Source organism: Bradyrhizobium sp. 14AA, from assembly GCF_054185205.1.
In genome coordinates, this window is sequence record NZ_JAVAYM010000001.1 from 1013876 (window position 1) to 1040345 (window position 26470).

Below are 26470 nucleotides of genomic sequence, written 5' to 3' on the forward strand. Positions count from 1 at the left end.
GGGCCGGCATCCGGATTTCGCGATCGGAATGAGCAAGTCAGCGATCGTTCTGTTCGCATCGGTTGTTCTGGTCGGCCTGGTCTCGCTTGGCCTCGGCCTTTTCGAGTTCGGCAGCACCATCGCATTTCTCGCAAGGTCCGAGCGGACGGAGGCGCGCTTCGCCGGCGCCGGCGCGCGAAGCGGCGGAAACCATGGCGGGACCTTTCTCTATCCGACATTTGAATTCGTGACGCAGGACGGCCGCGCGATGACCTTCGCGTCCTCGTCGGGGTCGACCGGGCAACCCTATGCGGACGGCGAGCGGGTCGGGATCGCCTACGATCCCCGGCGGCCCGAAGATGCGCGACTGCTGTCGTTCCTGACGCTGTGGATCGTGCCTAGCCTGCTTTGCGGCGCCGGCCTGCTTCTGACGGGAGGTGCGGTTCTCGTTCGCGCTGGATTAACGCGGCAGCGCCGACGCCGTGCCTGACGCGGGCAGGGTAGCGGTCTCCGTCTCGTTCCTGCGATAGGGCTCGCCGGCCGCATCCAGCACGGGATAGGCGACCGAGCAGATATGCGAGTGGATGCGGCGCAGGTCGCGCAGCACGTCGAGATGCAGCGAGGTGGTCTCGATGGTCTCGGGGCGGCCCTCGCGCAGGCGGTCGAGATGGCGCTCGACGGCGGCGAGCTCGGTGTTCTTGAGCGTGGTCTTCTCCGCCAGCAGCTTGCGCGCTTCATTGGCATCGCCCGACATGAACACGCCGAAGGCGATCCGCAGCGATTCCATCGTGCGCTTGTGGAAGGCGGCGAGTTCCTCGGCGCCCTCGGCCGAGAACTGGAAGCGGCGCTTGATCTTCTTGGTCGCAAGCTCGCTCAGGCTCTTGTCGATGATGTCGCCGATATGCTCGAGGTTGATGGCGAAGGAGACGATCTCCATGGCGCGCTGCCCCTCGCTCTCGTCGAGGCTGCCGCGCATGAGCTTGGTCACATAGAGCTTGATGGCCTCGTCGAGACTGTCGACGACATTGTCCATCTTCGAGACCTGATCGACCAGCGCGCGGTCGCCCGTCATCATCGCGGTCATCACCTTGCGCAGCATGACCTCGACGAGGTCGCCCATGCGCAGCACCTCGCGGGCGGCGTCGGCAAGCGCCAGTGACGGCGTTTCCAGCGCGCTCTCGTCGAGATAGCGCGGACGGGCCGGGTCGGTCTCCTGCACCCGATCGGGCAGCAGCCGCGTCAACAGGTGCGACATGGTGTCGAGCAGTCCGATGAAGATGACGGCCGTGCCGACGTTGAAGGCGATGTGGAAAGCCGCCGTCATCTTCGCGAGATCCGGCTGCCAGGCATGCATGTGCCCGGCGATGACGTTCAGGAACGGTAGGACGAGGACGATCCCGACCACGCGGTTGACGAGATTGCCGACCGGCAGACGATAGCTCGCGGGATCGTCGCGCCTGGCGCCTTCGAACACGGGATTGATGGCGCTGCCGAGATTGGCGCCCAGCACCAGGGCCAGCGCCGCCTCGGGCGAGATGAACTGCGAATAGGCCAGCGACATGATCAGCAGCACGCTGGCGACGCTCGAATGCACCGCCCAGGTGACGAGCGCCGCGATGACGATGCACAGGATGGGATCGCCCGTGATCGCCGACATCATGACGCGAACGCCCGGCGCGTTCTCCGCCGGGGCCAGCGTGTCGAGCAGGATGTGCAGCGACAGCAGCATCAATCCGAGGCCGATGCAGACGCGGCCGACGTCCTTGATCCGCGAGCGCGGGCCGGAACGGAAGGCGACGAGGCCGAGCACGAACAGCACGGGGGCAACGGCCGCGATATTGAACGACAGCACCTGCACGATCAGTGTCGTGCCGACATTGGCGCCCAACATGATGGCGAGCGCCGCGGCGAGGCTGACGAGGCCCTCGGCCGCGAACGAGCTGGTGATCAGGGCGGTCGCCGTGCTGCTCTGGAGCAGCGCGGTGAGCCCGAGGCCGGCGGCGAACGCATTAAAGCGATTACCAAGCGCCTTTCCGAGCAGTCGCCGCAGATCGGGACCGAACGCGCGCAGAATTCCGCTGTGGACCATGTGCAGGCCCCACAGCAACAGCGCCACGCCGCCCATCAGATCGAGCAGAACCAACGTTCCCATGCTCCGTGTCCGGATTGGAGTCGATTGGTGAGGCTAGCGCCAAACGTCTGAGGATCAAACCCTTTGTTGGCGTGCGGCGTTAACGTTTGCGTCGGTTGCTCGTTCCCGTGGCGCAATGCCTTGTGAGCAGGCTCACATTGCCGCCTTGAGGGCAGCGAAGCCGCGGTCGAGATCGGTCTTGAGATCGTCGACGTTCTCGAGCCCGATGTGCAGACGCAGCGTCGGGCCACCCGGCGACCACTTGGTCGCGGTGCGATAGTCGTCGCAGTCGAAGGGAATCGCGAGGCTCTCGAAGCCGCCCCAGGAAAAGCCCATGCCGAACAGCTTGAGCGTGTTGAGCATGGTGTCGACGGCCTTCTGCGGCGCCGGCTTCAGCACGATGCTGAACAGGCCTGAGGCGCCGGTGAAGTCGCGCTTCCAGATCGCGTGGCCCGGATCGCTCTCGAGCGCCGGATGCAGCACGCGCGCGACTTCGGGACGGGCGGCGAGCCAGCGCGCCATGTCGAGCCCGGAACGATGATGCTGCGCCAATCGCACCGACAGCGTGCGCAGGCCGCGCAGCGCGAGGAAGACGTCGTCAGGACCGGCGCAGACGCCGAGCAGGCGGATGCCTTCGGCGATCTGCGGCCAGGCCTTGGCGTTGGCCGAGATGGTGCCGAACATGATGTCGGAATGACCGCCGATATATTTGGTGGCTGCCTGCATGCTGATGTCGACGCCCTGCTCGAGCGAGCGGTGATAGAGCGGCGTTGCCCAGGTGTTGTCGTCGATGACGAGCGCGCCCTTCGCATGCGCGACCTCGGCGATGGCGCGAATGTCGGGCATCTCGAAGGATTGCGAGCCCGGCGCCTCCACCAGCACCGCGCGAGTGTTCGGCTTGAACAGTTTTTCGATGCCGGCGCCGATCAGCGGGTCGAAGTACGTGGTCTCGACGCCGAAGCGGGTCAGCATGCCGTTGCAGAAATTGCGCGAGGGCCGATAGACGTTGTCGACGACCAGAATGTGGTCGCCGGCCTTGAGCACCGAGAGCAGGGTGGTCGAGATCGCGGACAGCCCCGACGGCACGATGCCGACGCCGGCGCATTGCGGCCCCTCCAGCGCCATCAGCGTGTCCTGGAACGCCCTGGTCGTCGGGGTGCCGTGGCGGCCATAGGTGAACTCGCCGCGATGGGCGTGCAGGTCCTCGGCGGTCGGATAGAGCACGGTCGAGCCGTGGAACACCGGCGGATTGACGAACCCCTTCTGCGCCTTGGTGTCGCGGCCGGAGGTGACCAGCCGGGTCTCGGCGTGCTGCTCGGAGGGGTGCGAGGAATCCATGCGTCTGCTTTCAAAACCGCGTTTCCGCCGGGCGCGCTTGGCGCCTTACGGGCTGGCCGGAGGCCGCTGTCGTTAATAACAGAACACAGAAGAGTCCCGTCAACCCCTTGACCCGGCTCGCCGGCCGCCCTCCAATGCGTAGGTGCTATTCAGTCGCCGCATGTTGAGGGGCAGCCGCGACCTTCGATCCATCGTCTGACCGGACCTTGCGCCACGGCCAAAACGGCGGGCGCCTGCGGCGGGGATTAGGGTATGGCCTCTCGGGATGGGCGAGTGTTCGGCAAGGTTTTCCAGCATGACTCTTGCAAGGTTAGCCCTGGTACGATTAGCCCTGGCAGAGATGATCCCCAAAGACAACGTTCCTGACCTTGAGACGACTTTGAAAGGCCCCAAGCCCATGAAACGCGTAACCCTGGCTCTCACTCTCGCTCTCGCCGCCGGCCTGACTGCCCAAGCCGCCGATGCGCAAACGCTCAAGACCATCAAGGACCGGGGCACGCTGTCCTGCGGCGTCAGCCAGGGCCTGCCGGGTTTCTCCTCGCCCGACGACAAGGGCAACTGGACCGGCCTCGACGTTGACGTCTGCCGCGCCATCGCCGGGGCGATCTTCAACGATCCGACCAAGGTCAAATTCGTACCGCTGTCCGCCAAGGATCGTTTCACGGCGCTGCAATCCGGCGAGGTCGACGTGCTCTCGCGCAACACCACCTGGACCATCTCGCGCGATACCTCGCTCGGCGCCAACTTCACCGGCGTGACCTACTATGACGGGCAAGGCTTCATGGTGAAGAAGTCGCTCAAGGTGAATTCGGCGCTCGAACTCAACAGCGCCTCGGTCTGCGTCCAGACCGGCACCACCACCGAACAGAATCTCGCCGACTACTTCAAGGCCAACAACATGAAGTACGAGGTGATCGCGTTCGGCACCAACGACGAAACCGTCAAGGCCTATGAGGCCGGGCGCTGCGATGTCTTCACCACCGACCAGTCGGGCCTTTACGCGAACCGTCTCAAGCTTGCCAATCCCAACGACCACATGGTGCTCCCCGAAATCATCTCGAAGGAGCCGCTCGGGCCGATGGTGCGCCACGGCGACGACCAATGGTTCGACATCGTGAAATGGACGCTGTTCGCCCTCGTTACCACCGAAGAGCTCGGCGTGACCTCGAAGAATGTCGACGAGAAGGCGAAGTTGGAAAATCCGGAGCTGAAGCGCGTCCTCGGCTCCGACGGCAATTTCGGCGAACAGCTCGGCCTGACCAAGGACTGGGTGGTACGGATCGTGAAGGCGGTCGGCAATTACGGCGAGGTGTTCGACCGCAACGTCGGCGCGGGCTCGCCCCTCGCCATCAATCGCGGTCTCAACAATCTCTGGAACAAGGGCGGTCTCCAGTACGCGCCACCGATCCGCTGATCTCGCCTGAACGGCTGAAGCGGCGATGAGCACCGAGGCTCGAAAACCGCCGGCCCAGATCGCGCTGAAGATCAGGCGCGTTCTGGGCGGCAAGACTGGCTGGAACGGCGTCGCCGTCCAGTTTGCCTTCGCGGCGGTCCTGGGGTGGATTGCTTATGAAATCATCTCCAACACCCGCGCCAACCTCGAGAACCAGCACATCGCCGCCGGCTTCGGCTTCCTCCGCAACAATGCCGGCTTCGACGTCAACCAGACGCTGATCCCCTACACCGGCTCGGACACGTTCCTGCGCGTGTTCGTGGTCGGGCTCCTCAACACGCTCGTGGTCTCGGTGGTGGGCATCGTCTTCGCCACATTGATCGGCTTCGTCGTCGCGCTGTGCCGGCTATCGCCGAACTGGCTGCTCTCGCGCGTCGGCGAGATCTATGTCGAGATCATCCGCAATTTGCCGCTGCTGTTCCAGATTCTGTTCTGGTACCTGGCGGTGCTCGCGGCACTCCCCAATCCGCGGCAGAGCATCTCGCTGCTGGGCCTTGCCTTCGTCAGCAATCGCGGTCTCGTCATTCCGCGCCCGATCGGCGAGAGCGGGTTCGAGCCGTTCATGGCGGTGCTGTCGCTCGGCATCGTCGCCTCGCTGGCGCTCCGCTTCTATGCCCGGCGGGCGCTGTTTCAGGAAGGGCGGATGATCCGCATCTGGCCCACTGTGCTGGGCCTGTTGTTCGGGCTGCCGCTCCTCACCACGCTGGTGTTCGGTCTGCCTTTCACCTTCGAGCTGCCGCAGCTCAAGGGCTTCAATTTCGCCGGCGGCTCACGCATCATCCCGGAGTTCGTGGCGCTGACGCTCGCGCTGTCGACCTATACCGCCGCCTTCATCGCCGAGATCGTGCGCGCCGGCATCCTGTCCGTCCATAAGGGACAGATGGAGGCGGGGTCGTCACTCGGCCTCAGCCGCGGCACCACGCTTCGGCTGATCGTCGTGCCGCAGGCGATGCGCGTCATCGTGCCCCCGCTGACCAACCAGTATCTCAACCTCACCAAGAATTCCTCGCTCGCGGTCGCGATCGGCTATCCTGATCTGGTGTCGGTGTTCGCCGGCACGTCGCTGAGCCAGACCGGGCAGGCGATCGAGATCATCGCCATGACGATGGGCGTCTATCTGCTGATCTCGCTCGTCACCAGCGCCGTCATGAGCGTCTACGGTTGGCGCGTCAGCCGGAGCCTTGGCGCATGAGCGATATCACCTCGTCCTCCTTCGTTCGCCACGACCTCGTCAACGAGCGTCCCGCGCCGGTGAAGACCACGGGCCTCGTCGGCTGGGTACGCACCCGGCTGTTCAACTCGCCGACCAACATCCTGCTCACGATCCTCGGCGCCTTGCTGCTCTGGGTCACCATCGTTCCCTCGGTCAGGTTCCTGATGGTCGATGCGGTCTGGACCGGCAAGGACCGCACGGCATGCCTCGCCGAGAACGCCGGCTTCACGGTCGGCGCCTGCTGGCCCTACATCCAGGCCAAGCTGCCGCAGCTGATCTACGGCTTCTATCCCGAGGCCGAGCGCTGGCGGGTCAACCTCACGTTCGTCCTGGCAGCGGTCCTGCTGGTGCCAATGCTCGTTCCGCGCCTACCGGCCAAGGGGCTCAATGCCGGGCTGTTCTTTTTCGCCTTCCCGGTGGTCGCCTTCTTCCTTCTGCATGGCGGCGGCATCACCGGCTTTGGCCTGAGCTGGACGGCGAGCCTCCTGCAATTGTTCGACGACAGCATCATCAGCGCAGGGCAGGTGCTGCTCAATCTCGGCAAGACGTCCACTTTCGCGCCGCTGCTGTGGGTGATCGGCAACTTTGTCGTGCTCATCGGCACAGCGATCTATTGGCTGATCTTTCCGCTGATCTGGCTGCGTGATCAGATCCAGGGGACAGGACAGTCGGTCTGGGGCGATGTCGCCATCACGACCGTCGTCGTCTCCTCGATCGTGTTCATCCTCGGCGGCGGCTTGCGTACCGGATGGCGCGCTCTGACATCGAGCATCGCCACCTTCGTCGCCATCGCAATCGTGATCAAGCTGATGGGGCTCGATCACGGCGGCCTTCCCATTGTGCAGACGAGCCTGTGGGGTGGGCTTCTGGTGACGCTGGTGGTTTCCGTCACCGGCATCGTCACCTCGTTGCCGATCGGCATTGCGCTCGCGCTCGGCCGCCGCTCCACCATTCCACTGATCCGGATCTTCTCGATCGCCTTCATCGAGTTCTGGCGCGGCGTGCCGCTCATCACCGTGCTGTTCTTCGCCACCTACATGCTGCCGCTGTTCCTGCCGGGCAATTTCACCGTCGACGGCCTGGTGCGCGCGCTGATCGGCATCGCGCTGTTCACGGGCGCCTATCAGGCCGAGAACGTCCGCGGCGGGCTTGCCGCGATCCCGCGCGGGCAGGGCGAGGCCGCGGCGGCGCTGGGACTGTCCTGGTGGAAGACGACCTCGTTGATCGTCCTGCCGCAGGCGCTGCGCCACGTGATCCCGAACCTCGTCAACAGCTTCATCTCGCTGTTCAAGGACACGTCACTGGTCTCGATCGTGGCGCTATTCGACCTGTTGGGCTCGCTCCGGGCCTCGTTCTCGGACCCGAAATGGTCGACGCCGTCGACCGCGTTCACCGGCTTCGCCTTCGCCGGGATCATCTACTTCATCTTCTGCTTTGGAATGTCGCGCTACTCGCTGTTCGTCGAGCACCGCCTCAACGCCCACCGTCGCAACTGATCGAGGTCATCATGTCCGACCCCATCGTCAAGATTTCCGGCCTGAACAAATGGTACGGCGAGTTTCACGTCCTGCGCGACATCGACCTCGAGGTTCGCAAGGGCGAGCGCATCGTGATCTGCGGGCCCTCGGGCTCCGGCAAGTCGACGCTGATCCGCTGCATCAACGCGCTGGAGGAATTCCAGGAGGGCGAGATCGTCGTCGACGGCATCGAGCTCGGGCCGAACCTCAAGCACGTCGACGCCGTGCGCCGCGAAGTCGGCATGGTGTTCCAGAGCTTTAATCTGTTCCCGCACCTCACTGTGCTCGACAACTGCACGCTGGCGCCGATCTGGGTGCGCAACATTCCCAAGCGGGATGCCGAGGCGACCGCGATGAAATTCCTGGAGCGGGTCAAGATCCCGCACCAGGCCAACAAGTTTCCGGGCCAGATGTCCGGCGGCCAGCAGCAGCGCGTCGCGATCGCCCGCGCGCTGACCATGAACCCGAAGGTCATGCTGTTCGACGAGCCGACCTCGGCGCTCGATCCCGAGATGGTCAAGGAGGTGCTCGACACCATGGTCGACCTCGCCGAGGAGGGCATGACCATGCTGGTCGTCACCCACGAAATGGGCTTTGCCCGCGAGGTCGCCAACCGCGTGGTCTTCATGGACGCCGGCCAGATCATCGAGGCCAACACCCCGAACGAGTTCTTCGCCAGCCCGCAGCACGCCCGCACGAAGCTGTTCCTGAGCCAGATTTTGCGCTGAGCCCCCGCAGTCCGGCGGCCTTGCCGGCCGGACCGACACGCAAGCCTGGCACCATGCGAATCGGCTTGGCTCTTTCCGGACCATCCTCCGGAGAGAAACCTTGCAGAGCAGTCTCGGCGCGCGCGCCTACCAGAACGCGCGATTGCACAAGAAGTTGAGGAAGCAGGCGGACGCCGTCATGTCCTTCGCCATCGAGGCGCTCGGGCAGGGCAGGCTTGACGAGGCCGAGACACTCTGCCGCGAGATTCTGAAAGAGGTTCCGGATCATTTCCACGCCACGCACCTGCTCGGCCTGCGCGCATTCGACGGCGGGTGGCTCGAGGACGCGCAGTTCCTGCTCGAGCGTGCGACCATGCTCGATCCGCGTTCGCCCGATGCGCATGGCAATCTCGGCGCCGTGTATTTCGCGCTCGATAAATTCAAGGACGCCCGCGCATGCCAGGAGAAGGCCATTGCGCTGAAGCCGAATTGTCCGGTCACCCTGACCAATCTCGGCAATACGATGCTGCACCTGGGCCTCCCCAAAGAGGCGATCGGACTGCACGCGCGCGCCATCAGGCTGAAGCCGGACTATGCCGACGCATTTTGCAATCGTGGCATGGCGGAACTGATGATCGGCCAGTTCGAGCGCGCCGGGGAGCACTTCGATCGCGCCCTGTCGTTTCAGCCGGGGCATGCGGAAGCGATCGCCGGCAAGGGCATGGTGAGCCTCGAGCTCAGGCATTTCGAGGCGGCGGAAGCCGCTTTCGACGCTGCGCTCGCGCTCAAGCCGGGCTCGCCGAGAATTCTGGTGCAGCGCGGACGGCTCCATATGACCCTGTACCGGCTGGAGCAGGCGGGCGCGGATTTCGACGCCGCGCTGGCGCAATCGCCCCGGAACGAACTCGCGCTGTGCTGGAGGGCGCAGGTCGACCTTTTCGTGAGGAACACGGCGGGGGCGATGGCGGGCATCAAGACCCTGCTCGAGGTCAATCCGCAATCCGAGGCGGGCATGTCGCTCCTGGCCTCTTGCTATGCGAACCAGGGAGACATCGCGACGGCGCTCGAACATCTCGACGCGGCACTGGCGATCGCGCCGGACTTTCCCGAGGCCATCGGATACAAGATTTTCGTGCTGGATTACCTGCCGGAGGCCGATTTCGTGGTCCAGCAGGCGGCGCGAAAATACTGGTGGGATCAGATCGGCGCCAAGCTTCCGCAAAGGACGCTGTCGCCGCGCGATCTCGATCCGGACAGGCGGATCGTGATCGGATATGTCGCTTCCGAATTCAGGCAGCATTCGGCGGCATACACCCTGTTGCCGGTGCTGCGCCATCATGACCACGCCAAGTTCAAGATCGTCTGCTATTCCTGCTGGCCGTTGCAGGATGGGATGACCGAGAGGTTCAAGCCTTGCGCAGACGTCTGGGTCGATGTCGCGCAGTTGTCGGACGACGAACTGGCCGATCGTATCCAGGCTGACGGAATCGATATTCTGATCGATGTGTCCGGGCATACGACCGGCAGCAGACTCCATGTGTTCTCACGGAAGCCGGCCCCCATCCAGGTCACGGGTTTCGGGCACGCCACCGGCACGGGCCTGCAGACCATGAACTACGTGCTCGGGGACCCGATCTTCATTCCGCAATCGGCGCGCCATCTGCTGGCCGAAAAGGTCTATGACCTGCCGTGCCTGATCACGATCGATCCCATTCTGAACGTGCCACCTTCGGAGCCTCCCATGCTCCGCAACGGTTATGTGACCTTCGGCGTGTTCAACCGCATCTTCAAGATCTCGGACGAAGCGATCCGGGTGTGGTCGAAAGTGATGCGCGAGGTGACGGGATCGAAGATCATCATCAAGAACGGTCTGCTCGATGATCCCTTGCTGCGCGACCGCCTGGTCGCGCGGTTCGTGGCACAGGGCATTGCCGAGGAGAACGTCATCTGCATGGGCTCGACGCCGCGCAACGAGCACTTGCGGGCGTTTGCCGATGTCGACATTTCGCTCGATACCTTCCCGCAAAACGGCGGCATCAGCACCTGGGAATCTCTCTATGCGGGCGTACCTGTTGTCGCCAAGCTCGGCAACGGCTCGTCATCACGCGCAGGCGGGTCGATCGTGGCGGCCGTCGGTCTTGACGACTGGGTCGCCGCGGACGACGAGGGCTATGCCGCGATCGCCTGCAAATATGCCGCCCAGCCCGCTCACCTGGCGAAGCTGCGCGCGGAATTGCCGGCCCAGATCGCCGCTTCGCCTGCCGGCAATGTCGAGGTCTACACGCGCAGGGTCGAGGCGGGGTATCGCCAGTTCTGGCGCGACTATTGTGCCTCGGCCTCGGAGCGCGGCGAGGATGGGTAGGCAGATCGGCTGTGCCGGGTGGGATGCCTGAGCTGATCGACATCAGCTTTGGACGGGCGCGCGGGCAACTGTTCCTGAACGCTGAACACCGGAAAATCCCGGGGCCGTTGCCGGAGGAGCCGACCGGCTGGCCAGGCTTGCGAATCAGTTAGACTCATCCTGGGCCATTCTCCGGAGAGCAACCTTGCAAAACAGCGGCGCTGGCGCACGCGCATTCCAGAACGCGCGATTGCAGAAGAAATTGATGAAGCAGGCGGACGCCATCCTCTCCGCCGCGGCCGCCGCCTATGGCCAGGGAAAATACGCCGAGACCGAGGCGCTCTGCCGTGAGATCCTGAAAGCGCTTCCGGAACATGTCGACGCCATGCACCTGCTCGGGATGTGTGCGCATGACGGCCGGCGCCTCGAGGAGGCGAAGGAGCTGCTCGAGCGCGTGATCGCGCTCGATCCGCGTCTGCACGACGCCCACAACAATCTTGCGACCGTGTATTTCGACCTCGGCAATTTCGAGGAGGCGCGGCGGTGCCAGGAGAAGGCCATCTCGCTGAAGCCGAATTTCGCGGTGGCACTGACCAACCTCGGCAATACGCTGATGCATCTGGGGCAGTATGAACAGGCGCTCGAGCTGCACGAGCGCGCCATCAAGATCAGGCCGAATTATGCCGATGCGTTCTGCAATCGCGGCATGGTCGAGATCTTGCTTGGACGGGTCGAGCGCGCCAAGGAAAGTTTCGATCGCGCCTTGCTGTTTCAGCCGCGTCACGCCGAGGCCATCGTCGGTAACGGCATGGTCAGCATGGAGCTGCGGCATCACGAGGAGGCGGCAGCCAAATTTGCCATGGCGCTCGCGATCAAGCCCGGCTCGCCGAGAATCCTGGCCCAGCGTGGGCGGCTCAGTTACGAGTTGCAGCGTCTGCACGAGGCGCTTGCGGATTTCGACGCGGCGCTCGCGATCTCGCCCAAGCTCGAACTGGCCCTGCGGGGCAAGGCGCAGGCCTGCCTCGTGATGGGAAAGACCGCGCAGGCGATGGCGGCCGCGACGGCCTTGATCGAGCAAAATCCCCGTTCCGAGATGGGCCTGGCCCTGATGGGCTTCTCCTATTCGAACCAGGGCGATATGGACGTCGCGATCGAATATCTCGATCGTGCGCTGGCGATTCGCCCGGACTATGGGGATGCGATCCGGGGCAAGATCTTCTTGCAGGACTACCGCGCCGAAGCCGATTTCGCGCTCCAGCAGGCGGTGCGACGGGATTGGTGGGACCTGATCGGCTCCAAGGTGCCGCGGCGGACGCTGCCGAAGCGGCCGCTCGATCCGGACAAGCAGATTGTGGTCGGCTATGTCGCCGCCGAATTCCGGCAACACTCGGCGGGGCTCACCTTGCTGCCAGTGCTGCGCCATCACGATCACGCCAACTTCAAGATCATCTGCTATTACTCCTGGCCGGGAGCGGACGAATACACCGCGATCTTCAAGGAACTGGCGGACGTCTGGGTCGACGCCTGGGGGCTTTCGGATGACGAACTCGCCGATCGCGTCGAGGCCGACAATGTCGACATCCTGATCGACGTCTCGGGCCACACGACCGGTAATAGGCTGCAGATGTTCGCGCGGAAGCCGGCCCCGATCCAGGCCACTGGGTTCGGACACGCGACGGGCACGGGCATGCAGACCATGGACTATGTGCTCGCGGATCCCGTTTTCATTCCCCCGGCGGTCCGGCACCTGTTTGCCGAAAAAATCCACGATCTACCGTGCCTGATCACGATGGAGCCCGTCACAAATCTGCAGCCCTCCGAACTGCCAATGCTCCGCAACGGCTACGTCACCTTCGGCGTGTTCAACCGCATCTACAAGATCTCGGATGATGCGATCCGTGTGTGGTCGCGTATCATGCGGGAGGTGCCGGGATCGAAAATCGTTCTCAAGCACGGCTTGCTCGATGATCCCCTGCTGCGCGATAGCCTCGTCGCGCGCTTCGTGGTGCAGGGCATCGCCGAGCAGAACATCACGTGCCTCGGCAGCACCTCGCGCGACGACCACCTGATGGCCTTTGACAAAATCGATATTTCGCTCGACACGTTCCCGCAGAATGGCGGCATCAGCACCTGGGAATCGCTCTACAAGGGCGTTCCCGTCGTCGCCAAGCTCGGCATTGGGGCCTCTTCGCGTGCCGGCGCCTCCATCGTGGCCGCCGTCGGTCTCGGCGACTGGGTCGCCGAGGACGACGATGGCTATGTCGAGATCGCCCGCAAGTTTGCGTCGCAGCCCGAGCATCTGGCGAAGTTGCGCGCGGGCTTGCCGGCTCAGATCGCAGCCTCGCCCGCCGGCAATGTCGAGATCTATACGCGTGAGCTGGAAGCGGGTTATCGCCAGTTCTGGCGTGAGTATTGTGCCGCGGCGTCGGAAGCCGGCGACGCTGCGTAGGCAGGCCGGACGCACCTGGCGGTTCCTGCGCCCGATCGCCCGGGAGATTGCGGCGGTGTTGCCGGTGCCGCCGATCAGCCGGCCAGGCACGCGAATCAGCTAGACTCTCCGCGGGCCATCTCCGGAGAGACACCTTGCAGAGCAGCGCCGGCGCGCGCGCATTCCAGAATGCGCGATTGCAGAAGAAATTGAAGAAGCAGGCGGATGCCGTCATCCCCGCCGCGGCGAGCGCCTACGGCCAGGGCAAATATGCGGAGACCGAGGCGCTCTGCCGCCAGGTCCTGCAGGCTATTCCGGATCATTTCGACGCCACGCACCTGCTCGGCCTGAGCGTGCAGCAGGGCGGGCGCCTGGAAGAGGCACAACAGCTGCTCGAGCGCGCGATCGCGATCGATCCGCGTTCGCACGAGGCCCACAACAATCTCGCAGCCGTATACTTCGTCCTGCAGAAATTCGAGGCCGCTCGTGCATGCCAGGAGAAGGCGATCGCGCTGAAGCCGAATTTTGCCCCGGCCCTGACCGGCCTCGGCAATACCTTGCTCCAGATGAACCTGCCCGAGCAGGCCATCGAGATGTACGATCGCGCCATCAAGCTGAAGCCCGACTATGCCGATGCGCTCTGCAATCGCGGCCTGGCGGAACTGGCGCTGGGCCAGTTCGATCGCGCCAGGCAAAGTTTCGAGCGCGCGGTGCTGTTTCAGCCGCGTCATGCCGAAGCGCTCGTCGGCAAGGGCGTGGTCAGTATCGAGCTCAAGCACTACGATGAGGCGGAAGCCGCGCTTGCAGCGGCGCTCGCGATCAGGCCCGGCTCGCCGAAGGTCCTGGCGCACCGCGGACGGCTCAACTTTGCGCTGTCGCGGCCGGAACGGGCGGCAGCAGATTTTGATGCAGCACTTGCGCTTGCGCCGAAGCTCGAGGTGGCCTTGCGGGGGAAGGCGGAAGTCTCGCTGAGCATGGGGAATACGGCGCAGGCGATCCTGGCCTGCAAGACGTTGCTCGAGGAGAATCCGCGCTCGGCGATCGCGCTCGCGCTATTGAGCGCCTGTTTTGCGAACCAGGGAGAGATCGCATCCGCGATCGACCATCTCGACGCCGCGCTGGCCATCGCGCCGGATCCGGACTTGATCGCGCGGAAGATCTTCTTTCTCGACTTTCTCCCCGAGGCCGACTTCGCAGTCCAGCAGGCCGCGCGGAAATATTGGGGTGAAACGGTCGGCGCCAGGGTGCCGCAAAGGAATCTCGCACCCAGGCAGCTCGATTCCGACAGGCGGATCGTGATCGGTTATGTCGCGGCCGAGTTCTGGTACCACTCGGCGGCGTTGGGCCTGCTGCCGGTGCTGCGCCATCACGATCACGCCAGGTTCGAGATCGTTTGCTATTCGTGCTCGCCGCGACGAGATGAGACGACCGCCGAATTCAAGTCGATGGCGGACGTCTGGGTCGACGCCTGGCAACTTTCGGACGACGAGCTCGCCGATCGCATTCAGGCCGACAGGGTCGATATCCTGATCGATGTGTCCGGGCATTCGTCGGGCAACAGGCTCCCTGTTTTCGCGCGGAAGCCGGCTCCCATCCAGGTCACGGGCTTCGGGCATGCGACGGGCACGGGCCTTCGAACCATGGACTACGTGCTCGCGGATCCCATCTTCATTCCGGAATCGGCGCGGCATCTGCTTGCTGAAAAAGTCTATGACCTGCCGTGCCTGATCACGATCGATCCGATCCTGGACGTGCCGCCTTCGGAGCTTCCCATGCTCCGCAACGGCCATGTAACCTTCGGTGTGTTCAACCGCGTCAACAAGATCTCGGACGAGGCCATCCGCGTGTGGTCGAAGGTGATGCGCGAGGTGGCCGGATCGAAGATCATCATCAAGCATACACTGCTTGACGATCCCTTGGTGCGCGACGGCCTCCTCGCACGGTTCGTGGCGCAGGGGATTGCGGAAGAAAACATCACCTGCCTGGGCACGTCCGAGCGCGCGGAGCATCTGCGGGCCTTCGCGAACGTCGATATTTCGCTCGATCCATTCCCGCAGAACGGCGGCATCAGCACCTGGGAATCGCTCTATGCGGGCGTTCCGGTCGTCGCCAAGCTCGGCAAGGGTGCCTCGTCACGCGCCGGCGGTTCGATCGTGGCGGCCGTCGGCCTCGACGACTGGGTCGCCGAGGACCAGGAGGGGTACGCCGCGATCGCCTGCAAATATGCGGCGCAGCCCGCGCATCTGGCGAAGTTGCGCGCCGAATTGCCGGCCCGGATCGCAGCCTCGCGCGCCGGCAATGTCGAGATCTACACGCGCGAGGTCGAAGCGGCCTATCGCCGGTTCTGGCGCGACTATTGTGCCGCAACCTCGGAACGCGGCGAGGTGGCCTAAACCGGCCGAACCGCGGGGACGTTGTGGACGCGCGTCCCCGACGTGAGCAGTGCTGCGGCGATCAAACGAACGGCGGCTTGATGTTGCTGCGCTTCTCCAGCCACTCCGGCACCGGCAAGTTCTTGGCGCGCATGAAATCCGCGTTGAACAGTTTTGACTGATAGCGGCTGCCGGAATCGCAGAGCACGGTGACGATGGTCTTGCCGGGCCCGAGCTGTTTTGCCAGCCGCACCGCCCCGGCAATGTTGATGCCGGTGGAGCCGCCGAGGCACAGGCCCTCGTGCTGGAGCAGTTCGTAGATCACCGTCACGGCTTCGGCGTCGGGAACGAGATAGGCGTCGTCGACCTTCGCGGTCTCGACGATCGCGGTGGCGCGGTTGAGGCCTATGCCCTCGGTGATCGAGCCGCCGGGCGTCGCCTTGGGATCACCGGTCCTGAAGTATTCATACATGCCCGCGCCATGCGGATCGGCGCAGGCGATGCGAATGTCCTTGTTCTTCTCTTTCAGATAGCGGCTGATGCCGGCCAGCGTGCCGCCGCTGCCGACCGAGCAGACGAACCCGTCGACCTTGCCGCCGGTCTGTTCCCAGATCTCCGGGCCCGTGGACTCGTAATGCGCCTTGGCATTGTCGAGGTTATTCCACTGGTCGGCGAACAGCACGCCATTGGGCTCGGTCTTGCGCAACTCGTCGGCAAGCCGGCGGCCGACATGCTGATAGCTGTTGGGGTTGGCGTAAGGAAGGGCCGGCACCTCGATCAGCTCGGCTCCGCACAGCTTCAGGAAATCCTTCTTCTCCTGGCTCTGCGTCTCCGGGATCACGATCAACGTGCGGTAGCCCCGCGCGCTGGCGACGACCGCAAGCCCGATGCCGGTATTGCCGGCCGTCGCTTCCACGACGAGACCGCCGGGCTTGAGCTCGCCGCGCTTCTCGGCTTCCAGGATCATCCATTTGCCGGCGCGATCCTTCACCGACTGGCCGGGATTCATGAACTCGGCCTTGCCCAGAATGGTGCAGCCGGTCAATTCCGAGGCGCGCTTGAGCTTGATCAGCGGGGTGTTGCCGATGGCTTCGACAACGTCGTTTCGAATGGTCATGTCGGGGGAAATCACTACCAAAAGGGGTTGAGCAGGTTAGGCCAGAACCTAGTGCTTGAGAGGCCAAAGGGGAAGGCTTTTGCGCTGCGGCGAGATCGGCCGAAACGCCCGCCAGGCCAGGATATTTTGGAGGAGAGACGGGCATCGATGATGCCAGGCCGCGAGGCAGGACGTCGGTAGGACGATATACTGACTCTCTGCCGAAACATGGAAGATGGCGGTCGTCGTCAGTGCTCCGCACGACCAATCTTCACTGTCGAAGAGCCCAGATGGCGCGCGGACGGCGGAAGACAGGCCTCCTTGCAGACGAACGCCTGTTCGTTTTCGGCGAGCTGCGAGAATGGCGAGACCAGGCTTCGGGCCGAGCTGGAGCCTTGGCTGCTGCTGCAGGCTGGTGCGGCCGGATCGCGCCGCGCTGGCGTGACCGCGATATCACATGAAATCTTGGTAAGCTTGAGCACGCCTCCGGATCGAGACGGAATGCAAGAAGTCGCTGCAAGACAGGACTATTTTGCATTTTCACGATTTTGATATCGGCTCGTTCGGGTGGGCATTTCGCACCTGCGGGACTGTCCCGCTGTTCCGCGCCCGGCTAGTATGACGCTCAAGGTTCCGCAGAAAGCATCATCGCTGTGAACGAGCTCCACATAGCCCCCCGACCGTCCCGCCGCGAATCGGTTAATCCGGTTGCGCGGCGGCGGCTCGATCTGCCCGGCGGGGGGTGGATGTGACACAGGATGTTCCTGCGATCGCGATGCGGCGGTCTCCAGGTTCTGGATCCCGGACGCGGCGTGCGGCGCGCTGGCTTGCGGTCGCGTGCCTCGCTGCCGGCTCTGGCGCCTGCGTGCTGACCCAGGATCTTCCGGATCCCGCGCTCGACGTGCCGACGCAGTACAAATACGCGGGCAAGGGGGATGCGCCGCCGTCGCTGGATTGGTGGCGCGGCTTCCGCTCCGCGGAGCTGACGCAGCTGATGGAGGAGGCGCAGACCGTCAACCTCGACATCGCCGCCGCCGTCGCGCGCATCGTCCAGGCCGACGCCCAGGCGCGGCAGGCAGGCGCGGCACTGCTGCCGGGCTTGTCCGGCACCGGGCAGGAGACCTATTCGCGCACGTCGGGCTCATCGTCGTCCGGTCTCACCAATGGCGGCCGTGAGGTCGTCAACTACCAGGCCTCGCTGAGCGCGAGCTATCAGCTCGACTTCTGGGGACAGAACCGCGATGCGTTGCAGACGGCGGAAGAGACGGCGAACGCCAACCGCTTCGATCGCGACACGGTCGCGCTGACGACGCTTGCCGGCGTGGCCAATGCCTATTTCCAGGTGCTGGCCTCGCAGGACCGCCTCAGGACATCACAGCGCAATATTGCGAGCGCGCAGCGCATCCTCGATGCCGTCAGGGAGCGGCGCAAGGCGGGGACGGGCACCGATCTCGACGTCGCCCAGCAGGAGAGCGTGCTCGCCAACCAGAAGGCGCTGGTGCCGCCGCTGCGCCAGACGCTCGACCAGAACGTCAACGCGCTCGCCGTGCTGGTCTCGCGCCCGCCCGAGAGCGTGCGCGTGCTCGGCGGCTCCCTGGACCGGATCGCGATCCCGCGCGTCACGCCCGGCCTGCCGTCGGAGCTTTTGACGCAGCGGCCGGACATCCGCCGGCAGGAGGCCCAGCTCGCCTCGGCGACCGCGAACATCGGCAACGCCCGCGCGCAGTTCTTTCCGACCATTCAGCTCACCGGCAACGGCGGCTACCAGAGTTCGGCGCTGGTGTCGCTGTTCCAGCCGCATGCCGCGTTCTTCCAGCTCGTCGGCAGCGCCACGCAACCGATCTTCGACGGCGGCAAGATCCTCGGCAATTTCGAATTCGCCAAGGCTCGGCAGGACGAGCTGCTGCAGACCTACCGCAAGACCATCGTTCAGGCCTTCACCGACGTCGACAACGCGCTGTTCTCGATCAAGCAGACCACGATCAAGCTGCAATTGCAGCGCGACGTCGTTGCCGCCTCGCGCCGCGCCTTCGATCTCTCCGAGCAGCAATTGCGCGCCGGCACAGCCGACATCGTGACCGTGCTCAACACCCAACTGACCCTGTTCCAGGCGGAAGACGCGCTGTCGCAGGCCCAACTCGCGCGGCTTCTGGCCATCGTCAGCCTGTATCAGGCGCTCGGTGGCGGCTGGGAGCCGAGGATGGAGAAACCGGTCAATGCTCTTTAAGCCGGATACCAAGCAAGGCGCGAAAGAGGGGACGGCGAAGACATCGCCCGGCCGCGGCTTCGTCATGACCCTGATCACGCTCGCGATCCTCGGCGGGCTCGGCTATTTCGGATGGACCGTCTGGCATCAACAGCCGCAGCAGGCCAACGGCCGCAACCAGCGGCCCGATCTGCCGGTGCCGGTGCTGGCGGCGACGCCGCGCATCCAAGACGTGCCTGTTTATCTCGACGGCGTCGGCGCGATTCGCGCGCTCAACACCGTCACCGTACGCTCACAGGTCGACGGCAAGCTGATCGCCGTCAACTTCACCGAAGGTCAGGACGTCAAGAAGGGCGACGTGCTCGGCGAAATCGATCCCGCGCTCTATCAGGCGACGTATGACCAGGCGGTCGCCAAGAAGGCGCAGGATCAGGCCCAGCTCGCCAACCAGCGCATCGATCTCACGCGCTACGAGCAGCTCGCGGCGTCCAACGCCGGCTCGAAGCAGCAGGCCGACACCCAGCGTGCGCTGGTCGCGCAGACCGAGGCGCTGGTGAAGGCCGACCAGGCTGCGATCGACAATGCCGCGGCAACGTTGAGCTACACCAAGATCGTGGCGCCGCTCTCGGGCCGAGCCGGCCTGCGCCAGGTCGACCAGGGCAACATCATCCACGCCGCCGACACCACGGGCCTCGTGGTGATCACGCAATTGCAGCCGATCGCGGTGTGGTTCAGCCTGCCGCAGCAGCAGATCATGCGCGTCAACGCGGCGGCCGCCAAGGGCACGCTTGCCGTCGACGTGTTCGGCAATGACGGCGTCACCGTGATCGACACCGGCAAGCTGACCGGCATCGACAACCAGGTCGACCAGACCACCGGCACGCTCAAGCTCAAGGCCGAGTTTCCCAACGCCAACTACCAGCTCTGGCCCGGCCAGTTCGTCAACGTCCGTCTCAAGGTCGAGACCTTGACGCAGGCGCTGGTGGTGCCGACCTCGGCCGTGCAGCGCGGACCGATCGGGACCTTCAGCTACGTCATCGGCGAGGACAATGTCGTCTCGGCCAAGCCCGTGACCGTGACGCAGCAGAACGAGCATGACGCCGTCATCGCCAGCGGTCTGTCAGCGAACGACAAGGTCGTCACCACGGGCTTTGCCAACCTGTCCGACGGCTCCAAGGTGATTGTCGGCCGCGACGACCAGACCCCGTCGGCCGATCTCGCCCCGCGCAAGCGCTCGCGCGGGCCGGATGCCCAGAAGAAGGATGGCCAGGCAAAGGACGGCCAGAAGGACGACGAACACCGCGCCAAGCGGAACAGCGCCGAAGGCGACCAGAAGGGGCAGACCGGACCGGCACCGGGGCCGGGGGCATCGGGACCTGGAGCCAAGCAGCCATGATCCCGACAACAGCCGCCTGAGCGGCAGGCAGATTCCATGGGTGTCTCCGAACCCTTCATCCGACGGCCGATCGCGACCTCGCTGCTCGGCATCGCGCTCCTGATCGGCGGACTGCTGGGCTATTTCGCGCTGCCGGTCTCGGCGCTGCCGCAGGTCGACTTCCCGACCGTGCAGGTGACGACGCAGCTGCCCGGCGCGAGCCCCGACGTGATCGCCTCGCTGATCACCGCGCCGCTGGAGCGGCAGCTCGGCCAGATCCCGTCGCTGTCGGCGATGAACTCGACGAGCTCGTTCGGCGTCAGCCAGATCTCGCTCCAGTTCGATCTCAACCGCGACATCGACGGCGCCACCCAGGACGTGCAGGCCGCGATCAACGCGGCGGCTGGCGTGCTGCCCAAGACGCTGCCTTATCCCCCGACCTACGCCAAGGTGAACCCGGCGGACGCGCCGGTGATGACCCTGGCGCTGCGCTCCGACACCATCTCGATGCGCGCGATGAGCGACATCGCCGACACCATTTTGGCGCAGCGGTTGAGCCAGATATCCGGGGTGGGGCGCGTCTCCGTGCTCGGAGGGCTGAAGCCGGCCGTGCGCATCCAGGCCGATCTCGCGCGGCTCGCCGCCTATGGCATCGCCATGGAAGATTTGCGCACCGCGATCGCCAATGCCAACGTCTCCGGACCGAAGGGTTCGCTCGATGGCGCGCAGCAATCCTACATCATCGCCGCCAACGACCAGATCGCCGCGGCCGACGCCTACAAGCCTGTTATCATCGCCTACCGCAACGGCTCGCCCGTCACCATCGCCGACGTCGCGCAGATCGTCGACGGCCTCGAGAACGACCGCACCGGCGGCTGGTACCAGGGCACACCGGCCGTCATCATCGACATCCAGCGCCAGCCCGGCGCCAATGTCATCGACGTCGTCAGCCAGATCCGCGCCGAAATCCCGAAGGTCCAGCGCGCCATTCCGGCCGGCGTGAACCTCACCATCGTCTCCGACCGCACCGTCACCATCCGTGCCTCGGTGCGCGACGTGCAGTTCACGCTGATCCTCAGCGTCGTGCTGGTGACGCTGGTGGTGCTGCTGTTCCTGCGCTCGCTGCGGGCCACGCTCATCGCTGGCGTGGCGCTGCCGCTGTCGCTGATCACGAGCTTCGGCATCATGTATTTCGCCGGCTTCAGCCTCGACAATCTGTCGCTGATGGCACTGACGATCGGCACCGGCTTCGTCGTCGACGACGCCATCGTCATGATCGAGAACATCGTCCGTCACATGGAGAACGGCGACGGGCCGATGGAGGCCTCGCTGAAGGGCGCCAGCGAAATCGGATTCACCGTGATCTCGCTGACGGTATCGCTGATCGCGGTCTTCATCCCGTTGCTGTTCATGTCGGGCCTCGTCGGGCGCATGTTCCGCGAATTCGCGCTGACGCTGACGATTGCGGTCGTGACCTCGGCCGTGGTCTCGCTGACGCTGACGCCGATGATGTGCTCGCGGCTTCTGAGGCACGCCCATGAAGAGCTGGCGGTGCCGGGCCTGGCGGCCATCAGCCGCTTCATCGACCGCACCGTCGAGGCCTATCACCGGACGCTGCTGTGGGTGCTGGAACGCCAGCGCGCCACGCTGGTCGTGACTTTCGCGACGCTGGTCGCGACGCTCGTTCTCTACGTCGTCGCGCCGAAAGGCTTCCTGCCGCTCCAGGACACTGCCTCGATCACGGCGGTGACCGAAGCCGGGCCCGACGTCTCGTTCGCGGAGATGCAGAAGCGGCAGGCCGAGGCGGCCGACGCCATCAAGGCCGATCCTGACGTGGTCGGGGTGGTCTCGGTGATCGGCGCAGGCTCGGTCAACCCGACCACCAATGTCGGGCGCCTCGTCATGACGCTGAAGCCGCGCGGCGAGCGGCGTGACGATGTCAGCGTGGTCGTGACGCGGCTGAAGGAGAGGGTGTCGGGCATCCCCGGCATGACCGTCTATTTCCAGCCGGTGCAGGACGTGCAGATCTCGACCCAGTCGAGCCGCTCGCAATACCAGTACACGCTGACCGGCACCGATGCGGCGCTGGTGTCGGAATGGGCGCGCAAGCTGGTTGCGGAGATGCGGCGCGATCCGCTGTTCCGCGACGTCTCCTCGGAGGCGCAGGAAGGTGGCCTGCGGGCACAGCTTGATGTGGATCGCACGCGGGCCGGCCAGCTCGGCGTCAGCCTCCAGGGCATTACCGACACGTTGAACGACGCCTTCGCGCAGCGCCAGATCTCGACCATCTACGGCCAGGCCAACCAGTACCGCGTCGTGCTGGAGGCGCTGCCGATGTACCAGCGCGATCCCTCGATCCTGTCGAAGCTCTACCTGCCGGGCGCTGCGAGCAGCGTCGCGGGAGCGCCCAACGCCCAGGTGCCGTTGTCGGCGGTGGCGACCTTGAAACGCACCACGGCACCGCTCGCGATCTCGCACCAGGCGCAATTCCCCTCCGTGTCGCTCAGCTTCAACCTCGCGCCGGGTGCGGCCCTCGGCGACGCCGTCGAAGCCGTGAAAGCGATCGAGACCCGCATCGAGATGCCCAACAGCATCGTCGGCGTCTATGCGGGTGACGCCGCCGAATTCGCCAAGGCGCTCGCGGGACAGCCATGGCTGCTGCTCGCCGCCGTGATCACGATCTACATCGTGCTCGGCGTGCTCTACGAGAGCTACATCCACCCGATCACCATCCTCTCGACGCTGCCTTCGGCCGGCGTCGGCGCAATCCTGGCACTGCTGCTGTGCGGGCAGGACCTCTCGGTGATCGGCCTGATCGGCATCATTCTGCTGATGGGCATCGTCAAGAAGAACGCGATCATGATGATCGACTTCGCGCTCGAGGCCGAGCGCGGGCAGGGGATGTCGCCGAACGAGGCGATCGTGCAGGCGTGTCTCCTGCGCTTCCGTCCCATCATGATGACGACGCTGGCGGCGCTGTTCGGCGCGCTGCCGCTGGCGATCGAGAGCGGCACGGGCGCCGAGCTGCGCTTCCCGCTCGGCATCTCCATCATCGGCGGCCTGCTGCTGAGCCAGCTGCTCACGCTCTACACCACGCCTGTGATCTACCTCGCGCTGGATCGCATCAATCGCCGCCTCGAGCAGGCGCTGCCGCCGGCCGAGTCCGGCGGCCCGCCCGTCGCCGGCGCGACCGAGGGGATGCAGTGATGGTGTCGATCTCGGAGCCCTTCATTCGGCGTCCGGTTGCGACCACGCTGCTGTCGATCGGACTGTTCCTGCTGGGCGTCGTGGCCTACGAGTTCCTGCCCGTGGCCTCGGTCCCGAACGTCGACTTTCCCGCCATTTTCGTCTCGGCCAGCCGGCCCGGCGCCGACCCGTCCGTGATGGCGGCGACGGTGGCCTCGCCGCTGGAGCGGCGGCTCGGCGAGATATCCGGCATCAACCAGATCACCTCGACGAGTTCGCTCGGCACGACCAACATCCAGCTTCAGTTCGACATCGGCCGCAACATCGACAAGGCCGCGCGCGACGTCCAGGCGGCGATCAACGCATCGCTGGTCGACCTGCCAAGCGACCTGCCGACGCTGCCGAAATTCCGCAAGGCCAACTCGGCCGGTGCGCCCGTCTTCGTGCTGGCGCTGACCTCGAAGACATTGTCCGCGAGCGCCATCTACGACGTGGCCGATACCGTTCTGGCACAGCGCATCTCGCAGGTGCCCGGTGTCGGCGATGTGACCGTGAGCGGCGCCGACCAGCCGGCGGTGCGGATCCAGCTCAACCCCGTCGCACTCTCGAACGCCGGCATCGCCACCGACGACGTCAGGACCGCGATCATCAACGCCAATCCGCTCGGTCCGGTCGGCATCTTCAACGGCGAGCGCCAGAGCGAGACGCTGTCGCTGAACAAGCAGATGCGGACCGCGAAAGAGTTCCGCGACATCGTCATCAAGAGTTCCAACGGCAATTTCGTGCGGCTGTCCGACGTCGCCGATATCGAGGACTCCGTCCGCAATGCCCGCTCGATTGCCTGGTTCAACAAGCAGCCGGCGGTGCTGATCCAGATCACCAAGCAGGGCGACGCCAACGTCATCGACACCGTGGACAGGGTCAAGGCGCTGATCCCCGACCTGAAGCAGTGGATCCCCGCGGGCGTCGATATCTCCACCCTGGTCGATCGCACCAGCACCATCCGCGCCAGTGTGCTGGACATGCAGTGGACGCTGCTGGCGACCGCCATCCTGGTGATGGTCGTCGTGTTCGTGTTCCTGCGCCGCCTCACGCCGACGATTGCCGCGGGCATCTCGGTGCCGCTGGCGCTCGCCGGCACCTGTGCCGGGATGTGGGTCGCGGGCTTCTCCATCGACAATCTGTCGCTGATGGCGCTCGCGATCTCCGTAGGCTTCGTGGTCGACGACGCCATCGTCATGATCGAGAACATGTACCGCAATCTCGAGCACGGCATGCGGCCGATGCAGGCGGCGCTGGAGGGCGCGAGGCAGATCGGATTCACGGTCGTTTCGATCAGCCTGTCGCTGATCGCCGCCTTCACGCCGCTGATCTTCATGGACGGCATCGTCGGCCGGCTGCTCCGCGAATTCTCGCTGACGCTGACCTTCGCGATCCTGGTTTCGACGCTGGTGTCGCTCACGGTGACGCCGATGATCTGCGCCCACTACATCCGGCAGACCACCTCCGGCACCGCGACGCTGTTCGATCGCATGATCGAAGGCTCGCTGTCGCGCATCGTCGCCTTCTACGCCCGGACCTTACGGACCGTTCTGGAATATCCGCTACTGACGCTGATGGTGTTCTTCGCCACCATCGCGCTGACGGTGACGCTCTACATCAAGGTCCCCAAGGGCTATTTCCCGACCGACGATTCCGGCTTCGTCATCGGGGCGACGCGCGCCTCGGCCGACATCTCGTTCCAGTCCATGCTCGGCCTCCAGCAGCGGCTCGCCGACATCGTGATGCAGGATCCTGCCGTGGCCGGCATCGGGTCGACCGTCGGCAGTGGAGGCGGGGGCCCGGGGGCAGCGACCTCGAACCGCGGCACCATGTTCATCAGCCTGAAGCCGCCGGAGGAGCGCGACCACGTCTCGACGCAACTCGTCATCGACCGCCTCAGGCGCGCTCTGTACCCCGTGCCCGGCATTCGCCTCTTCATGTTCGCCGCGCAGGACGTGCGTGCCGGCGGACGGCAGAGCGATTCCGATTACCAGTACACGCTCTCCGCGACCGATCTCGGCCTGCTGCAGCAATGGGCGCCGATCGTGGCCAAGCGCATGGAGAGCGTCGAGGGCATCACCGACATCTCCAGCGACCGCGATCCCGGCGGGCTCCAGCTGACACTCAGCATCGATCGCCGGAAGGCCTCGGCGCTCGGCGTCAATGTCCAGGACATCGACAACGCGCTGAACAACGCGTTCTCGCAGCGGCAGATCTCGATCATCTACACCCAGCGCAACCAGTACATGACCGTGCTGGAGATCGACCCGAAATTCCAGGTCGATCCGTCCAACCTCGATCGCATCTATGTCGCCGGCGCGGGCGACGTGCAGGTGCCGCTGTCGGCCGTGGTGCGCGCGACGCGCGGCCTTGCCGCGCTCGCGGTCTATCACTCGCAGTCGTTCCCCTCGACCACGGTGTCGTTCAACCTCTTGCCCGATGTGCCGCTCCAGGCCGCGACGCAGAACATCCAGCGCGCGGTCGAGGAGCTGCACATGCCCGAAGGCATCCGCGGCAGCTTCGACGGCAATGCCGGCGATTTCGCCAGGACCAGCGGCCGCCAGCCGCTCTTGATCCTCGGCGCGCTGGTGGCGATGTATATCGTGTTAGGGGTGCTCTATGAGAGCCTCGCCCATCCGCTCACGATCATCTCGACACTGCCCTCGGCCGGCCTCGGCGCGCTGCTTGCTCTACAGGTCACCAATACGCCGCTGACGGTGATCGCCTTCGTCGGCATCATCCTGTTGATCGGCATCGTCAAGAAGAACGGCATCATGATGGTGGACTTCGCGCTCGATGCCGAACGCCAGCGCGGGCTGTCCTCGGCGGAGGCGATCTTCGAGGCCTGCCAGGCGCGCTTCCGTCCCATCCTGATGACCACCATGGCGGCGCTGTTCGCGGGTATTCCGCTCGTTATCGCAACAGGCCCCGGCACGGAGCTTCGCCGTCCGCTCGGCATCACCATCATCGGCGGCCTGTTCGTCTCGCAGATCCTGACGCTCTACACCACGCCCGTGATCTACCTGCTGATCGACCGCCTGCGCCGCCGCTCCGAGCCGCGCCCGCTGGCCGCCCCGGCGGAATAG

The 26470-nt window shown here is 65.0% G+C and carries 15 protein-coding genes; 12 read left to right on the top strand and 3 right to left on the bottom strand.

Annotated features, from left to right (window positions below):
- Positions 1-28: 28 nt before the first annotated feature.
- Positions 29-469, top strand: a complete 441-nt coding sequence (locus RAD15_RS04845; RefSeq protein WP_458174868.1) for a DUF3592 domain-containing protein — start codon at positions 29-31, stop codon at positions 467-469.
- Here the strand turns inward: RAD15_RS04845 and RAD15_RS04850 are convergent.
- Both RAD15_RS04850 and metC read right to left on the bottom strand, forming a co-directional pair.
- Complete coding sequence (locus RAD15_RS04850; protein ID WP_458174870.1) at positions 440-2131, bottom strand: Na/Pi cotransporter family protein; 1692 nt, start codon at positions 2129-2131, stop codon at positions 440-442. The two genes, RAD15_RS04845 and RAD15_RS04850, sit on opposite strands and share 30 nt — an antisense overlap.
- 132 nt (positions 2132-2263) lie before the next feature.
- Positions 2264-3448: a cystathionine beta-lyase gene (gene metC / locus RAD15_RS04855; RefSeq protein WP_458174872.1), complete on the bottom strand. Its 1185-nt coding sequence runs from the start codon at positions 3446-3448 to the stop codon at positions 2264-2266.
- A 397-nt stretch (positions 3449-3845) separates the two neighbouring features.
- On the opposite strand from metC, the gene RAD15_RS04860 reads away from it, so the two are divergent.
- The 7 genes from RAD15_RS04860 to RAD15_RS04890 all read left to right on the top strand — a co-directional run bounded on the left by RAD15_RS04860 (position 3846) and on the right by RAD15_RS04890 (position 15500).
- Positions 3846-4862 carry an amino acid ABC transporter substrate-binding protein gene (locus tag RAD15_RS04860; RefSeq protein WP_458174874.1) on the top strand — a complete coding sequence of 339 codons (1017 nt, stop codon included), beginning with the start codon at positions 3846-3848 and terminating at the stop codon, positions 4860-4862.
- A gap of 25 nt (positions 4863-4887) precedes the next feature.
- Positions 4888-6093: an amino acid ABC transporter permease gene (locus RAD15_RS04865; protein WP_458174876.1), complete on the top strand. Its 1206-nt coding sequence runs from the start codon at positions 4888-4890 to the stop codon at positions 6091-6093.
- Positions 6090-7610: an amino acid ABC transporter permease gene (locus RAD15_RS04870; protein ID WP_458174878.1), complete on the top strand. Its 1521-nt coding sequence runs from the start codon at positions 6090-6092 to the stop codon at positions 7608-7610. Before RAD15_RS04865 ends, RAD15_RS04870 begins: the two co-directional genes overlap by 4 nt.
- 11 nt (positions 7611-7621) lie before the next feature.
- Positions 7622-8359 carry an amino acid ABC transporter ATP-binding protein gene (locus RAD15_RS04875; protein WP_458174880.1) on the top strand — a complete coding sequence of 246 codons (738 nt, stop codon included), beginning with the start codon at positions 7622-7624 and terminating at the stop codon, positions 8357-8359.
- A 100-nt stretch (positions 8360-8459) separates the two neighbouring features.
- Positions 8460-10700 carry an O-linked N-acetylglucosamine transferase, SPINDLY family protein gene (locus RAD15_RS04880; protein WP_458174882.1) on the top strand — a complete coding sequence of 747 codons (2241 nt, stop codon included), beginning with the start codon at positions 8460-8462 and terminating at the stop codon, positions 10698-10700.
- A gap of 244 nt (positions 10701-10944) precedes the next feature.
- Positions 10945-13128, top strand: coding sequence for a tetratricopeptide repeat protein (locus tag RAD15_RS04885; protein ID WP_458174884.1), 2184 nt, complete (start codon positions 10945-10947; stop codon positions 13126-13128).
- Between the two features lie 134 nt (positions 13129-13262).
- Entirely contained in the window at positions 13263-15500 is a 2238-nt protein-coding gene (locus RAD15_RS04890) for an O-linked N-acetylglucosamine transferase, SPINDLY family protein (RefSeq protein ID WP_458174886.1), read from the top strand.
- A 61-nt stretch (positions 15501-15561) separates the two neighbouring features.
- Here the strand turns inward: RAD15_RS04890 and RAD15_RS04895 are convergent, their stop codons facing one another.
- A complete protein-coding gene (locus RAD15_RS04895; protein ID WP_458174888.1) occupies positions 15562-16596 on the bottom strand; it encodes a cysteine synthase A in 1035 nt (344 codons plus the stop codon).
- 721 nt (positions 16597-17317) lie between these two features.
- Here RAD15_RS04895 and RAD15_RS04900 point away from each other — a divergent pair.
- Genes RAD15_RS04900 through RAD15_RS04915 form a run of 4 tightly spaced genes read left to right on the top strand, consistent with a single transcriptional unit; the run spans position 17318 to position 26470 of the window.
- Positions 17318-18802, top strand: coding sequence for an efflux transporter outer membrane subunit (locus tag RAD15_RS04900; protein WP_458174890.1), 1485 nt, complete (start codon positions 17318-17320; stop codon positions 18800-18802).
- On the top strand, positions 18792-20177 hold the full coding sequence (locus RAD15_RS04905) for an efflux RND transporter periplasmic adaptor subunit (protein WP_458174892.1): 1386 nt from the start codon (positions 18792-18794) through the stop codon (positions 20175-20177). Before RAD15_RS04900 ends, RAD15_RS04905 begins: the two co-directional genes overlap by 11 nt.
- A 36-nt stretch (positions 20178-20213) precedes the next feature.
- Positions 20214-23363, top strand: coding sequence for an efflux RND transporter permease subunit (locus RAD15_RS04910; protein WP_458174894.1), 3150 nt, complete (start codon positions 20214-20216; stop codon positions 23361-23363).
- Positions 23363-26470 (top strand): efflux RND transporter permease subunit, encoded by a 3108-nt coding sequence (locus RAD15_RS04915; protein WP_458174896.1) that lies wholly within the window; start codon positions 23363-23365, stop codon positions 26468-26470. The genes RAD15_RS04910 and RAD15_RS04915 overlap by 1 nt, the downstream gene beginning before the upstream one ends.

Excerpts from the sequence above, each read along its gene's own strand:
- RAD15_RS04845 (WP_458174868.1), top strand. The coding sequence starts at position 29 with ATGAGCAAGTCAGCGATCGTTCTGTTCGCATCGGTTGTTCTGGTCGGC.
- RAD15_RS04850 (WP_458174870.1), bottom strand. The coding sequence starts at position 2,131 with ATGGGAACGTTGGTTCTGCTCGATCTGATGGGCGGCGTGGCGCTGTTG.
- metC (WP_458174872.1), bottom strand. The coding sequence starts at position 3,448 with ATGGATTCCTCGCACCCCTCCGAGCAGCACGCCGAGACCCGGCTGGTC.
- RAD15_RS04860 (WP_458174874.1), top strand. The coding sequence starts at position 3,846 with ATGAAACGCGTAACCCTGGCTCTCACTCTCGCTCTCGCCGCCGGCCTG.
- RAD15_RS04865 (WP_458174876.1), top strand. The coding sequence starts at position 4,888 with ATGAGCACCGAGGCTCGAAAACCGCCGGCCCAGATCGCGCTGAAGATC.
- RAD15_RS04870 (WP_458174878.1), top strand. The coding sequence starts at position 6,090 with ATGAGCGATATCACCTCGTCCTCCTTCGTTCGCCACGACCTCGTCAAC.
- RAD15_RS04875 (WP_458174880.1), top strand. The coding sequence starts at position 7,622 with ATGTCCGACCCCATCGTCAAGATTTCCGGCCTGAACAAATGGTACGGC.
- RAD15_RS04885 (WP_458174884.1), top strand. The coding sequence starts at position 10,945 with ATGAAGCAGGCGGACGCCATCCTCTCCGCCGCGGCCGCCGCCTATGGC.
- RAD15_RS04895 (WP_458174888.1), bottom strand. The coding sequence starts at position 16,596 with ATGACCATTCGAAACGACGTTGTCGAAGCCATCGGCAACACCCCGCTG.
- RAD15_RS04905 (WP_458174892.1), top strand. The coding sequence starts at position 18,792 with ATGCTCTTTAAGCCGGATACCAAGCAAGGCGCGAAAGAGGGGACGGCG.
- RAD15_RS04910 (WP_458174894.1), top strand. The coding sequence starts at position 20,214 with ATGGGTGTCTCCGAACCCTTCATCCGACGGCCGATCGCGACCTCGCTG.
- RAD15_RS04915 (WP_458174896.1), top strand. The coding sequence starts at position 23,363 with ATGGTGTCGATCTCGGAGCCCTTCATTCGGCGTCCGGTTGCGACCACG.